This window comes from Streptomyces sp. NPDC046557 (assembly GCF_040645975.1).
Taxonomy (GTDB): Bacteria; Actinomycetota; Actinomycetes; order Streptomycetales; family Streptomycetaceae; genus Streptomyces.
Genome location: NZ_JBEYZH010000007.1, coordinates 178000 through 190878, shown reverse-complemented (window position 1 = coordinate 190878; position 12879 = coordinate 178000). Strand labels below are relative to the sequence as shown.

Genomic DNA, 12879 nt, shown 5'->3' with positions numbered 1-12879 from the left:
GTACCCCAGGCGGACCCGGAGGCACACCGGGACCCGCCGGCACACCAGGAGCAGGCGGCGGCCCGGGCGGAGCCGGCGGCCCCACCACAGCAGGACCCGCCAACATCGTCGCGGCATGATCAAGCCCACCACCCGGCCCACCACCGGCACCCGGAACCCCAGGCGGACCCGGAGGCACACCGGGACCCGCCGGCACACCAGGAGCAGGCGGCGGCCCGGGCGGAGCCGGCGGCCCCACCACAGCAGGACCGGCCAACATCGTCGCAGCGTGATCAAGCCCACCACCCGGCGCACCAGAAGCCCCCGGCAGCGCGGGAGGCGCGGGAGGCGCGGACGGCACGTCGGCCGGCGCACCGGCCGCTGCCCTGGAAACCCCCGGCCGTGACACCTGCGCCTTGCTCGTCGGCGCGTCGGCGATGTCCCCGGCACCCTGCCCCAAGGCCGGCGCTATGGCCGTCCTCGGCAACTGGCTACCGCCCGACATCAACGTCGTCTTCGCCTCCGGAGCCACCCCCGAAGGCGCCCCCGCGCGCTCCTCCAGGTCCGATCCCGACAGCGGCGGCGCGAACACCGTCGCCGGCAACGGCACCGACGGCTCGTCCGCGCCGGAGTTCACATCCGTCCCCGCCCACGGCGTCGTCCCCGCCGGCACCCCGTCATTTGCGGTCGGCTCGTACGGCACCCCGCCCCCGCGGCGGAGCGGCACCACGTCGGAAACGGCGCCGGCCGGCCCCGAGGACACAGGCGCGGCAGGCGCGGCGGCAGCCCCGGAACCGGCAGCAGCGTCGACCCCACCGGAAACCGGAGACCCACCAGACACACCAGACGCACTAGAAACCCCGGACGCGCCACCAACCGAGGAATCGGCACCCACCGCAGGGATGCCCGCCCGGTCCGCCGCCTCCTGCAACCACTCCGGCGGGCTCAACATGAACGACGTCTGTTCCGAGTCGATCCGCGGCGACGGCACCGAAGCCTCAACCACCGGCGCCGACCCCGCCCCGTACTCCTCCTCGTACCGCCGGATCACCTCACCCACCGGCAACCCGGGCCACAACGTCACCTCGCCACTGTCCCGCGCGATGACCAGCCGCTGCCGGCCACCACCGGACACCGGACCACCCGCCCGGTCCTCCGACCACACCACGAACCCGAGCCCGAACTCCCGCACCCGCACCTCACGGTGCTGGTACGCGGGCACGTCCCCGTTGATCCACTCCTCGGCGCGCTCCTGCGCCTGCGCAAACGTCACCACCGCACCGTCACCCCTCCACCGGAGCGGCACCCGCGACGGGAACCGAGCGTGCGAATCCGCCGTCCACCATCAGACCGGCCACCGTCTCCAACTCCGGCGGATTGCCCGCCAACCGCTCCAGAAAGGCATCGAAATCAGCACCGCACGGCAACAACAGCCGCTCCACGCGCTCCTGCACGGACCAACCGTCCCGGTCCCGCGCGTCGTCGTACGGAGAGAACCACACGGAGCCGATCCCCTCGCCCTTCACCTTCACCGCGAGCAACCCGCCCTGGACGAAGGCCACACACAGGTAGTCCTTCGTCAGGTGGTCCCGCAGACACTTGTTGACGTACACCAGGTCATTGACCGCCGCCTCCTCACGCACCGTGAAGAACGGCTGGTCCATCAACAGACCCAACTCCACGTCCAGCCCCGCACCCACCGGCGCACAGCCCCCGGCCGCCTTCAGGAACGAGCGGTACGCCTCCGGCAACCGGTACCCGAGGTCCTCCTCCACACCCTGCACATGCCGCTCCGACACCGAAACCACCGACTTCGGCAGCTCCAGGTGCACCGGCCGCACCTCCTGCAAGGACCGCGTACCACGCTTCTCGTGGTCCACCGGCGCCGTCGCCAACCCCGCGTGGTGCCGCAACAACGCCTTCACCTCGACCGGAACCAACTCCAACCGGCGCGACCCGGCCACGTGGTGCCACGTCCACCCGTGCGGAGTCGCCACCGCACCCACCGTGTCCCACAACTCGTGACCCACCGCGCGCATCGCCGCGTTCGCGGACACGTAGTCCGTCAGACGCAACTCGTCCACACCGAAACCCTCCGGCGGCTCGGCGATCTCCACCGCCGCCCGCGCGTAAGGAGAGAGATCCGGATGCCCCTCACCGCCCATCCGGACCCCGTGAGGATGCCGGGCAGCCCGGACCGGGTCCGGAAAATGCACGACCTGCCCCGAATAAGCGGCGTTGGGTGGCGGGGCCTGCTGCCCGAGCCGACCTGTCGTCATGGCGGTAGCCCCCTGCTGGATCTGGCTGGTTCACCACAGCCTATGTGCTCCCGCAAGAGCGGCATCCGCCCACCGGCCCCCCACCCACACCACGGCCCGCAACATCCGAATTGATACGAAAATTCGACCCCGCTTCCACACCACACGGGACATTTGACAGGCTGTCCCCTCAGCACGGGGGCGTGCGCGACAGCGGCCACCACCGCCGCCACGGGAGGGAAGAGCGACATGCAGCACACGGCAACACGCACGGACCACGCCGAACCGGCACCCACCGGCACCACCGGCGACCCCCGCCTGCGCTGGAGCACCACCGACGGCGCCCACACCGCCCCGGCCCTGCGCTTCCGCCGCGACGGCATCCTCCCCACCATCGCCGCCGCCCTCTCCGTACGCGGCGAAACCCTCACCGGCACCGCCGGCAAAGCCGACCAACCCCCCGCCCTGCACCCCCTCGTCCAGGACTACCTCGACACCCTCACCAGCAACCAACGCGAACGCTTCACCGGCCGATGTCCCGAAGCGATACTCCTCTCCCGCCACATCACCGCCACCGAAGCCGCCCGCAGCAGACGCGCCGCCCGCAAACCCCTCAGCGCGAGCGAGGCCCGCCGCTCCCTGAAACACGCCAAGATCACCGCCCGCCACATCCGCGAGGACGGCGACCCCCTCCACGGCAGCTACGCGCCCCCCTGCCGCTCCTGCCAAGCCCTGCTCGCCCACTTCGGCGTACGCCCCGTCGACCTCTCCCACACCGAGTAGCCGCCATGACCACCTCCGCGTCCTACGACCGCTCCTCAGCCACCCGCTTCCCCACCCCCATCGACACCGCCCTGCGCACCGCCGGATGGGAACCCGGACGCTGGGACATCAAACAAGCCGAATACTGGGCCGACGCCCTCCGCGACCACACCACCCCGGCCGGGCACCGCCACACCGTCTTCCCCGCCGCCGTCGAAGCATGGGCCGAATTCGGCGGCCTCACCCTCACCGCACCCGGCCCGGGGCGCCAGATAGCCCCCACCCCCATCCGCCTGGACCCCCTCACCGGGCTCCACCTCGCCCGCACCTTCGCCGACCTTGGCCGCGCCCTCTCCACCGAGCTCAGCCCCCTCGGCGCCGAACCGGACACCGGCTCCCACCTCGCCATCGACCGCGAAGGCCGCGTCTACGCCATCGACCACACCGGCGACTGGTACCTCGGCGCCACCCTCGACGAGGCCCTCACCCTCCTCCTCACCGGCCTCCAACCCACCCGCCTCACGACGGGCTAAACGGCACCCACCCCACGCGCACACGGCAACACGGCCGACACCCGGAAACCACCCGCATCGGTCGCCCCCGCCACGAACACACCACCCAGCCCCAGCACGCGCTCCCGCATCCCCACCAAGCCGTTCCCCCCACTCGGCAGACCCGCCCCACCCGCATCACCGTCACACGGCCCGTTCTCCACCTGCATCGCCACCTCACCCTCCCGATGAGCCAGCCGCACCACGACCTCCGCACCCGGCGCGTGCTTGTGGCAATTGGTCAACGCCTCCTGCACCACCCGGTACGCCGTCTGCTCCACCTCGGCCGCACACCCCGGCCACTCCCCCCGCACCGACAGCTCCACCACCATCCCCGCCGCCCGGGACTGCCCCACGAGCGCCTCCAACTCCGCCAACGACGGCCCCTCCTCCACGGCCGGCACCGACACCGACACCGACGGCACCCGCTCCACCGACCTCGGCGCCTCCGCCCGCAACACCCCCAACATCTCGCGCAACTCCGTCAGCGCCTGCCGACCCATGTCCCCCACCAACGCCGCGTTCCGCGCCGCCTTCACCGGGTCCTTCACCGCCACCGCCTGCAACGCCGCCGCGTGCACCACCATCAACGACACCCGGTGCGCCACCACGTCGTGCATCTCCCGCGCGATCCGCGTCCGCTCCTCCGTACGCGCCCACTCCGCCCGCTCCTCGGCACGCTCCGCCAACAGCGAGAGCTCCCGCTCCAGCGAATCCGCCCGCTCGTGCAGGCTCTCCATCAGCCGGCGCCGGGCACCGACGTACATGCCGAGCAGCACCGGCGGCACGGTCAGCGCCACCGCCACGAACACCGACAGCGAGATCACCAGGGTCGGCGTCACGCCCGCGTCGCCGTCGGTCCGCAGGTACATCACCACCAGCGTCGCGACGAGCGACATCGAGGCCACCGTCGCCGTGACCCGCCGCGGCACCTCGCACGCGGCCAGCGTGTAGAGCCCGACCACCCCCAGCAGGAACCCCATCACCGCCGGCGTCACCGCGATCGCCACCAGCACCACGGCCACCGGCCACCGGCGCCGCAGCACGAGCGTGGCCCCCACCACGAACCCGAACACCACCCCGAGCACCACCGGCACCCCGGCCTCGCGGGCGAACCCCACCCCTTCCCACGCACACTCCAGGGCGGACACCGCCCCGATCCCCACGTCCCACACGACGTCCCGCCGCCGCTCCCACCACAAAGGCGGCCCAGCGCGGCCTTGCTCTTCCCCCGTACTGGTCATGCCGTCCAGCCTACGCAGCACCCCCACCACGGCCCGGCCGGTTTTTCCGGCAAACCGCCGGTAATCGCACGTACGACTGAATGTCGCGCAGGGCAAGACCTGAATCCCACATTCCGGACGAACCTGGGTCCATGAGCAAATACGCCGACTTCGAGGGTCTCCGCACCCAGGCCGTGGCCCTCCGTCGCGACGGTTTCAGCCGCCGCGAGATCCGCGACCGCCTACAAGTCTTCAACGGCGAGATCCTGAACCGCCTGCTGCAAGGGGAGGCCGCCCCGGAATGGACCCGCCGCCCGAACGCCAAGGACGACCTCCGCGACCGAGCCCGCGCGCTGCGCCTCCAGGGCCTCACGTACGACCAGATCCAGACCGAGCTGGGCTGCTCCAAGAGCTCCGTCTCCCTCTGGGTCCGCGACCTCCCCAAGGTGGATCACCGCACGCCTCAGGAGCAGGGCCGCGACGCCGCCCTGAAGCGCTGGGCCTTCGAGGGGCCACGCCGGGAGGCCGCGCGCGAAGCCTCGATCGACGCCGCGAGAGCAGCGGTCGGCGGCCTGAGCGACCGTGAGCTCTTCCTGATCGGAGCGGCCCTCTATTGGGCCGAGGGCAGCAAGAGCAAGCCGTATCGGCGGAGTGAGACCGCGACGTTCATCAACAGCGACCCCGGCGTCATCCGCGTCTACCTGGCTTGGTTGAGCCTCCTTGGCATCACTCCCGAGCGGCTGCGCTTCCGCGTGATGATCCACGAGACGGCAGACGTGGCCGGCGCGGAGCTCTACTGGGCGGACTTCGTCGGGGTGCAGCGGTCGCAGCTCCAGAGGACCACGCTCAAGAAGCACAACCCCAAGACCGTCCGCAAGAACACCGGAACCGACTACCGTGGATGCTTGATCGTCCGTGTGTCCGCGAGCTGCGACTTGTACCGTCGCATTGAGGGCACTTGGTGCGGCATAGTAGGTGCCGTCGACTCGATCGACAGAGGCGAATGTCCGATTTAGTCGGGTTTGCTATCCCCTGTGGTGTAATCGGCAGCACTGGGACCTTTGGAGTCCTATGTCCGGGTTCGAGTCCTGGCAGGGGAGCTTTACAAGTTCGGGTCCTGACCTCCACGGTCAGGACCCGGCCTCGTTTCCGGCCCCCGGGCCACCGGTATCCTTCACGGGTCCACCCCCGAAGCCGAAGGGCACCCCCGTGAGCGCAACCCGCCCGGCAGCCGTCGTCGTACTCGCAGCGGGTGAAGGCACCCGCATGAGGTCGGCCACTCCCAAGGTTCTGCACGAGATCGGCGGGCGCTCGCTCGTCGGCCACGTCGTCGCCGCCGCGCGCGAGCTGGACCCCGCGCACCTCGTGGTCGTCGTCGGCCACGCCCGCGAGAAGGTCACCGCGCACCTCGCCGAGATCGACCCGGGTGTCCGCACCGCCGTCCAGTACGAGCAGAACGGCACCGGGCACGCCGTCCGGATGGCCCTCGAAGAGCTCGGCGGCGAGATCACCGGCACCGTGGTGGTCGTCTGCGGCGACACCCCGCTGCTGACCGGCGAGACCCTGGCCGGGCTGACGGCGACGCACGAGGCCGACGGCAACGCCGTCACCGTGCTCACCGCCGAGGTCCCCGACTCGACCGGCTACGGTCGGATCGTCCGCGACGCGGCGACCGGCGCCGTGACGGCCATCGTCGAGCACAAGGACGCCACCGACGCCCAGCGTGCGATCCGTGAGATCAACTCCGGGGTCTTCGCGTTCGACGGGGCGCTGTTGAGCGACGCGCTCGGCAAGGTCCGTACCGACAACAGCCAGGGCGAGGAGTACCTGACCGATGTCCTCGGCATCCTGCGCGAGACCGGTCACCGGGTCGGTGCGGCCGTGGGAGCGGATCACCGACAGATCCTGGGGATCAACAACCGGGTGCAGTTGGCCCAGGCCCGTGCGTTGTTGAACGCGCGGCTGCTGGAGCGGGCGATGCTCGCCGGCGTGACCGTGGTCGATCCGGCCAGCACGTTCGTGGACGTGACGGTGACGTTCGGGCAGGACGCGCTGATCCACCCGGGTACGCAGTTGCTGGGGCGCACGCACGTCGCGGAGGGGGCCGAGGTGGGTCCGAACACCCGGCTGACGGACACGCGGGTGGGTGCGGGGGCGCGGGTGGACAACACGGTGGCGGATTCGGCGGTGATCGGGGAGTCGGCGAGCGTGGGTCCGTTCGCGTACCTGCGTCCGGGGACGAACCTGGGTGCCAAGGCCAAGGCGGGTACGTACGTCGAGATGAAGAACGCGACGATCGGGGAGGGCACGAAGGTGCCGCACCTGTCGTACGTCGGGGACGCGACGATCGGCGAGTACTCCAACATCGGTGCTGCGAGCGTGTTCGTGAACTACGACGGCGAGCACAAGCACCACACGACCATCGGTTCACATTGCAAGACCGGTTCGGACAACATGTTTGTGGCGCCCGTCACGGTCGGGGACGGTGCTTACACGGCGGCCGGGTCCGTGATCACGAAGGACGTGCCGCCGGGTGCGCTGGCCGTGGCCCGCGGTCAGCAGCGGAATATCGAGGGTTGGGTGGCGCGTAAGCGTCCGGGGAGCGCCGCCGCCGCGGCGGCCGAGTCGGCGGTCGGGGAGGGCTCGGGGTCGCGTTGAGCGGCTGTCCGGGTGAACTGACCGGAAACAGGTGCGCCGGTGACGGCGTACCGTGATAGGTGCACGCAATTCGGCTGGCTCACCGTGTGCGGGACGGACGCACACGGGGGCGAGCAGCTTTCAACACGTCTGAGGAGACTGTGCTGTGACCGGGATCAAGACGACCGGCGAGAAGAAGCTGATGCTCTTCTCCGGCCGCGCCCACCCCGAGCTGGCCGAGGAGGTCGCGCATCAGCTGGGCGTCGCCCTGGTGCCGACGAAGGCTTTCGACTTCGCGAACGGTGAGATCTACGTTCGTTTCCAGGAGTCGGCTCGTGGTGCGGACTGCTTCCTGATCCAGAGCCACACGGCTCCGATCAATAAGTGGATCATGGAGCAGCTGATCATGATCGACGCGTTGAAGCGTGCTTCCGCGCGTTCCATCACGGTGATCGTGCCGTCGTACGGGTACGCCCGTCAGGACAAGAAGCACAAGGGTCGCGAGCCGATCTCGGCGCGTCTGGTGGCGGACCTGCTGAAGACGGCGGGTGCGGACCGCATCCTGACGGTGGACCTGCACACGGACCAGATCCAGGGCTTCTTCGACGGTCCGGTGGACCATCTGTCGGCGCTGACGGTCCTCGCGGACTACGTGGGTGCGAAGGTGGACCGGTCGAAGCTGACGATCGTGTCGCCGGACGCGGGTCGCGTGCGGGTGGCGGACCGTTGGTGTGACCGTCTGGACGCGCCGCTGGCGATCGTGCACAAGCGTCGTGACAAGGACGTGGCGAACCAGGTGACCGTCCACGAGGTCGTGGGTGAGGTCAAGGGTCGTGTCTGTGTCCTGGTGGACGACATGATCGACACGGGTGGCACGATCTGCGCCGCGGCCGACGCGCTGTTCGCGCACGGTGCGGAGGACGTCATCGTGACGGCGACGCACGGCATCCTGTCGGGTCCCGCCGCGGACCGTCTGAAGAATTCGAAGGTGAGCGAGTTCGTGTTCACGAACACGCTGCCGGATCCGTCGGACCTGGAGCTGGACAAGATCACGGTGCTCTCGATCGCGCCGATGATCGCGCGTGCGGTCCGTGAGGTGTTCGAGGACGGTTCGGTCACGAGCCTCTTCGAAGAGCAGCAGTAGGGGATCGGCGGTCCCGCCGCTGATCCTTTTTGGGTACGGCCTCCGGCCGGGTAGACTCTTCGAGTTGCTCGGCGAGGGAGGCCGTACCTGTTTTTCGGGTGCGGATGCTCCGTTATCGACGCGCTCTTCGTAGCAGGCCGTTCCGGCCGGGTGACTGTCGTCCATTTTCCGTCACCCCACGAGGAGTGAGCATGTCCGAGGTCAAGCTTTCCGCCGAGTCCCGTACCGACTTCGGCAAGGGTGCTGCCCGTCAGGCCCGTCGTGACGCCCTGACCCCCGCGGTCATCTACGGCCACGGCACCGACCCGAAGCACGTCAACGTCGACGCCCACGCCCTTCAGCTGGCGCTGCGCACCCCGAACGTCCTGATCTCCCTGGACATCAAGGACGGCGGCACCGAGCTGGTCATCCCGAAGGCCGTGCAGAAGCACCCGCTGAAGCGTTCGATCTCGCACGTCGACTTCCTGATCGTCAAGAAGGGCGAGAAGGTCACGGTCGACGTCGCGATCGTCACCGAGGGCGAGCTGGCCGCCGGTGGCAACATGCTGGAGACCCTCCAGAACACCATCTCCGTCGAGGCCGAGGCCACGCACATCCCGACCGAGGTCACCGTCTCGATCGCGGGCCTGGAGGCCGGCGCCACCATTCACGCTTCGGACCTGGTCCTGCCGGCCGGCACCACCCTGGCCGTCGACGGTGACATCGCCGTCCTGCAGGTCGTCGCCCCGCAGGCCGAGGAGCCGGCCGCCGAGACCGCCGAGGGCACCGAGGCCTGAGTCACGCCTCTCCCCCTCAGCATTCGCAGCACTTGCTGAACGACCGCCGTCCGGCTCCACTGGAGCGGGACGGCGGTCGTCTTCGTTAAGGAGCTTTTTTGATGTCGGACGACGCGGCGCCCTGGCTGATCGTCGGTCTCGGGAATCCCGGGGCGGAGTACGCGGGCAACCGCCACAACATCGGGTTCATGGTGGTGGACCTGTTGGCGGAGCGGATGCGCGGGAAGTTCAAGGCGCACAAGGCGCGGGCGCAGGTGGTGGAGGGCCGGATGGGTCCTCCGGGTCCGGCGAACCGGCGGGTGGTGCTGGCGAAGCCGATGTCGTTCATGAACCTGTCGGGGGGTCCGGTGTCGGCGTTGCGGGACTTCTACAAGGTGCCGCTGGAGCGGATCGTGGCGGTGCACGACGAGCTGGACATCGACTATCCGACGCTCCGGTTGAAGTTGGGCGGCGGGGACAACGGGCACAACGGGTTGAAGTCGATGACGAAGGCGATGGGGCCGGATTATCACCGGGTGCGGTGTGGGATCGGGCGGCCGCCGGGTCGGATGCAGGTGGCGGACTTCGTGTTGAAGGACTTCTCGTCGACGGAGCGCAAGGAGCTGGACTGGTTCGTGGACCGGTCGGCGGATGCGGTGGAGTGTCTGGTCCAGGAGGGTCTGGAGCGGGCGCAGTCGGCGTACAACGCGTAGCGGGTCGTACGGGAAGGGGGTCCTTCCGTGCCTTCGAGGCACGGGGGGACCCCCTTGGCGTGTGTTCCGGGCCGGTCAGCCGGTGTTGCGCAGGCCGGCGGCGACGCCGTTGACGGTGAGGAGGAGGGCGCGGGCGAGGAGCGGGTCGGGCTCTTCCCCCCGTTCGGCTGCGGCGCGCTGGCGGGCGAGGAGGGAGACCTGGAGGTAGGAGATGGGATCGAGGTAGGCGTCGCGGACGGCGAAGGTCTGCTGGAGGACGGGGTGGGAGTCGAGGAGCTTCTCGCCGCCGGTGATGCGCAGGACTTCACGGACGGTGAGCTCGTGTTCGGCTTCGATGCGGTCGAAGACGTGCTTGAGGTGGTCGGGGACGAGGGTGTCGACGTAGTGGCGGGCGATCCGCAGGTCCGTCTTGGCGAGGGTCATCTCGACGTTGGACAGGAAGTTGCGGAAGAAGTGCCAGCGCTTGCCCATTTCGCCGAGGGCGTCGTCCTGGCCGGCTTCGCGCAGGGCCTTGAGGCCGGAGCCGACGCCGTACCAGCCGGGGACGATCTGGCGGGACTGGGTCCAGCCGAAGACCCAGGGGATGGCGCGGAGGCCGTCGAGGCCGGCGCCGGAGTCGGGGCGGCGGGAGGGCCGGGAGCCGAGGTGGAGGTCGGCGAGTTGGTCGACGGGGGTGGCGGCGAAGAAGTAGGCGGGGAGGTCGGGGTCTTCGACGAGGGCGCGGTAGGCGGCGTGGGCGGCGTCGGAGACGGTGTCCATGGCCGCGTCCCAGCGGGCGAGGTCGTCGTGGGACTGGCGGGGGGCGGTGTGCAGGGCGGATGCCTGGAGGGTCGCCGCGACGGTCAGTTCGAGGTTCTCGCGGGCGAGGGACGGTACGAGGTACTTGTCGGAGATGACCTCGCCCTGTTCGGTGACCTTGATCTCGCCTTCGAGGGTGCCCCAGGGCTGGGCGAGGATCGCGTCGTGGGAGGGGCCGCCGCCGCGGCCGACGGTGCCGCCGCGGCCGTGGAAGAGGCGCAGGCGGACGCCGTAGCGGTGGGCGACGTCGCGCAGGCGGCGCTGGGCGCGGTGGATCTCCCACTGGCTGGTGGTGATGCCGCCGAACTTGGAGGAGTCGGAGTAGCCGAGCATGACCTCCTGGACGTCTCCGCGCAGGGAGACCAGGCGGCGGTAGGAGGGGTCGGCGAGCATCGCGTCGAGGATGACGTCGGCGGCCTTGAGCTCGTCGGTGGTCTCCAGGAGGGGGACGATGCCGATCTTGGCCCAGCCCGCGTGGAGGTCGATGAGGCCGGCTTCGCGGGCGAGGACGGCGGCGGCGAAGACGTCGTCGGCGCCTTGGCACATCGAGATGATGTAGGACTCGATGACTTCGGGGCCGAACTTCTCGAAGGCGTCCTTGATGGCGAAGAAGACGCCGAGGGTCTTGGCGCCGGCCGCGTCGAGGGGTGCGGGGGTGGGGGCCAGGGGGCGGCGGGAGCGGAGTTCCTTGGCGAGGAGCTTGCCGCGGTAGTCGCGGGGCATGTCGGCGTAGCGCCAGGATTCCTCGCCGAGTCGGTCGAAGAGCTGGCCGAGTGCGTGGTGGTGGGCGTCGGCGTGTTCGCGGACGTCCATGGTGGCGAGCTGGAGGCCGAAGGCGGCGAGGGTGCGGATGGTGCGGTCCATGCGGCCGTCGGCGAAGAGGGCCGCGCGGTGTTCGCGCAGGGAGTTCTGGATGAGGGTGAGGTCGGCGAGGAGTTCGGCGGTGCCGAGGTAGTCGCGGCCGTCCTGGTGGGGGGTGCCGTGGGCGAGGCGTTCGCGGGTGTTGAGGAGCTTTTGGCGGACGCAGGTGGCCTTGAGGCGGTAGGGCTCTTCGGCGTTGAGCCGCTTGTAGCGGGGGCTGATCTCGGGCAGGCGTTCGAGGTCGGCCTGGAGGGAGGTCAGGAGTTCCTCGGTGGCCCCGGTGTAGCGGATGGAGTTGGAGAGGAGTCCGCGCAGTTCGTCGATGGCTGCGAGGGCGTCGGTGATGCCGTGTTCGTGCTGGAGGATCAGGACGTCGCGGGTGACGTCGGGGGTGACGTTGGGGTTGCCGTCGCGGTCGCCGCCGATCCAGGTGCCGAAGGTGAGGGGGCGGGTGCCGGGGGGCAGCTCCACGCCGACGCGCTGGAGTTCCGCGGCGAGGTCTTCGAGTACGTCCCCGACGGCGCCGGCGTGCAGCTCGTCGAGGTAGTAGATGGCGTTGCGGGCTTCGTCGGCGGGTTCCGGACGGACGACGCGCAGTTCGTCGGTCTGCCAGACGAGGTCGATGTTCTCGGCGAGCCGCAGGTCGTGGCGGCGGCGTTCGCCGGCGCCGGTGGCGGGTTCTTCGAGGAGGGCGGCGATGCGGCGCAGCTTGTTGAGGACGCTGCGGCGGGCGGCCTCGGTGGGGTGTGCGGTGAAGACGGGTCGGACGTTGAGGTTCTTGACCGTTTCGCGCAGGTGGGCGGGGTCGGCGTCCTTGAGCATATCGGCGGTGCGGGCCAGCAGGCCGCCTTCGGCGGCCCGGTGGGCGCGCAGTTCCTTGCCGCGGTGTACCTGTTCGGTGACGTTGGCGAGGTGGAAGTAGGTGGAGAAGGCGCGGACGAGCTTGGCCGCGGTTTCGAGGTCGGTGTCGCCGAGGAGCCGGGCGGCGGCTTCGCCGTCGGTGCGGGTGAGGGCGCGGACGCGTTCGACGAGGTCGAGGAGGTCTTGGCCTTCCTGGCGTACGAGGGTTTCCCCGAGGAGGTCGCCGAGGCGGCGGATGTCGGCGCGCAGCTCCGCGTTGGCGGTGGCGGCCTGCGTGAGGGTGGCCTTGGTGGCCGGGGCCTGGGTGACGGGGGCCTGGGCGGCCTGGTCAGCACTG

The 12879-nt window shown here is 70.1% G+C and carries 10 protein-coding genes, 1 tRNA gene and 1 pseudogene; 8 read left to right on the top strand and 4 right to left on the bottom strand.

Annotation, left to right across the window (positions count from 1 at the left end; translation table 11 throughout):
- Together ABZ934_RS16865 and ABZ934_RS16860 are read right to left on the bottom strand one after the other, a co-directional pair.
- Positions 1-1255, bottom strand: a pseudogene (locus tag ABZ934_RS16865) (hypothetical protein); the annotation flags it as partial.
- A gap of 7 nt (positions 1256-1262) precedes the next feature.
- Positions 1263-2258: an SMI1/KNR4 family protein gene (locus ABZ934_RS16860; RefSeq protein ID WP_361313252.1), complete on the bottom strand. Its 996-nt coding sequence runs from the start codon at positions 2256-2258 to the stop codon at positions 1263-1265.
- Positions 2259-2486: 228 nt separating this feature from the next.
- Between ABZ934_RS16860 and ABZ934_RS16855 the strand changes: the two genes are divergently transcribed.
- Complete coding sequence (locus ABZ934_RS16855; protein WP_361313250.1) at positions 2487-3020, top strand: YwqJ-related putative deaminase; 534 nt, start codon at positions 2487-2489, stop codon at positions 3018-3020.
- Positions 3021-3025: 5 nt separating this feature from the next.
- Positions 3026-3532 (top strand): SUKH-3 domain-containing protein, encoded by a 507-nt coding sequence (locus ABZ934_RS16850; RefSeq protein WP_361313247.1) that lies wholly within the window; start codon positions 3026-3028, stop codon positions 3530-3532.
- Here the strand turns inward: ABZ934_RS16850 and ABZ934_RS16845 are convergent.
- The gene (locus tag ABZ934_RS16845; RefSeq protein ID WP_361313243.1) at positions 3529-4794 is read right to left on the bottom strand and encodes a sensor histidine kinase; all 1266 of its coding nucleotides are present in this window, start codon (positions 4792-4794) and stop codon (positions 3529-3531) included. The two genes, ABZ934_RS16850 and ABZ934_RS16845, sit on opposite strands and share 4 nt — an antisense overlap.
- 131 nt (positions 4795-4925) lie before the next feature.
- On the opposite strand from ABZ934_RS16845, the gene ABZ934_RS16840 reads away from it, so the two are divergent.
- The 6 genes from ABZ934_RS16840 (at position 4926) to pth (ending at position 10022) form a co-directional block, all read left to right on the top strand.
- Positions 4926-5789, top strand: a complete 864-nt coding sequence (locus tag ABZ934_RS16840) for a helix-turn-helix domain-containing protein (RefSeq protein WP_361313241.1) — start codon at positions 4926-4928, stop codon at positions 5787-5789.
- Between the two features lie 12 nt (positions 5790-5801).
- A tRNA-Gln gene (locus tag ABZ934_RS16835) sits at positions 5802-5873 on the top strand.
- Positions 5874-5982: 109 nt separating this feature from the next.
- Positions 5983-7431: a bifunctional UDP-N-acetylglucosamine diphosphorylase/glucosamine-1-phosphate N-acetyltransferase GlmU gene (gene glmU, locus ABZ934_RS16830; RefSeq protein ID WP_361313238.1), complete on the top strand. Its 1449-nt coding sequence runs from the start codon at positions 5983-5985 to the stop codon at positions 7429-7431.
- A 145-nt stretch (positions 7432-7576) separates the two neighbouring features.
- Complete coding sequence (locus ABZ934_RS16825) at positions 7577-8554, top strand: ribose-phosphate diphosphokinase (RefSeq protein ID WP_136213578.1); 978 nt, start codon at positions 7577-7579, stop codon at positions 8552-8554.
- Between the two features lie 191 nt (positions 8555-8745).
- Positions 8746-9330 (top strand): 50S ribosomal protein L25/general stress protein Ctc, encoded by a 585-nt coding sequence (locus ABZ934_RS16820; protein WP_361313235.1) that lies wholly within the window; start codon positions 8746-8748, stop codon positions 9328-9330.
- Positions 9331-9431: 101 nt separating this feature from the next.
- Positions 9432-10022 (top strand): aminoacyl-tRNA hydrolase, encoded by a 591-nt coding sequence (gene pth / locus ABZ934_RS16815; protein WP_361313232.1) that lies wholly within the window; start codon positions 9432-9434, stop codon positions 10020-10022.
- Between the two features lie 75 nt (positions 10023-10097).
- Here pth and ppc read toward each other — a convergent pair whose 3' ends face one another.
- On the bottom strand, positions 10098-12791 hold the full coding sequence (gene ppc / locus ABZ934_RS16810; protein WP_361313359.1) for a phosphoenolpyruvate carboxylase: 2694 nt from the start codon (positions 12789-12791) through the stop codon (positions 10098-10100).
- Positions 12792-12879 lie beyond the last annotated feature (88 nt).

What these genes read in the sequence shown, in the direction of transcription:
- ABZ934_RS16860 (WP_361313252.1), bottom strand. Translation starts at nt 2,258, where the DNA reads ATGACGACAGGTCGGCTCGGGCAGCAGGCCCCGCCACCCAACGCCGCT.
- ABZ934_RS16855 (WP_361313250.1), top strand. Translation starts at nt 2,487, where the DNA reads ATGCAGCACACGGCAACACGCACGGACCACGCCGAACCGGCACCCACC.
- ABZ934_RS16850 (WP_361313247.1), top strand. Translation starts at nt 3,026, where the DNA reads ATGACCACCTCCGCGTCCTACGACCGCTCCTCAGCCACCCGCTTCCCC.
- ABZ934_RS16845 (WP_361313243.1), bottom strand. Translation starts at nt 4,794, where the DNA reads ATGACCAGTACGGGGGAAGAGCAAGGCCGCGCTGGGCCGCCTTTGTGG.
- ABZ934_RS16840 (WP_361313241.1), top strand. Translation starts at nt 4,926, where the DNA reads ATGAGCAAATACGCCGACTTCGAGGGTCTCCGCACCCAGGCCGTGGCC.
- ABZ934_RS16820 (WP_361313235.1), top strand. Translation starts at nt 8,746, where the DNA reads ATGTCCGAGGTCAAGCTTTCCGCCGAGTCCCGTACCGACTTCGGCAAG.
- pth (WP_361313232.1), top strand. Translation starts at nt 9,432, where the DNA reads ATGTCGGACGACGCGGCGCCCTGGCTGATCGTCGGTCTCGGGAATCCC.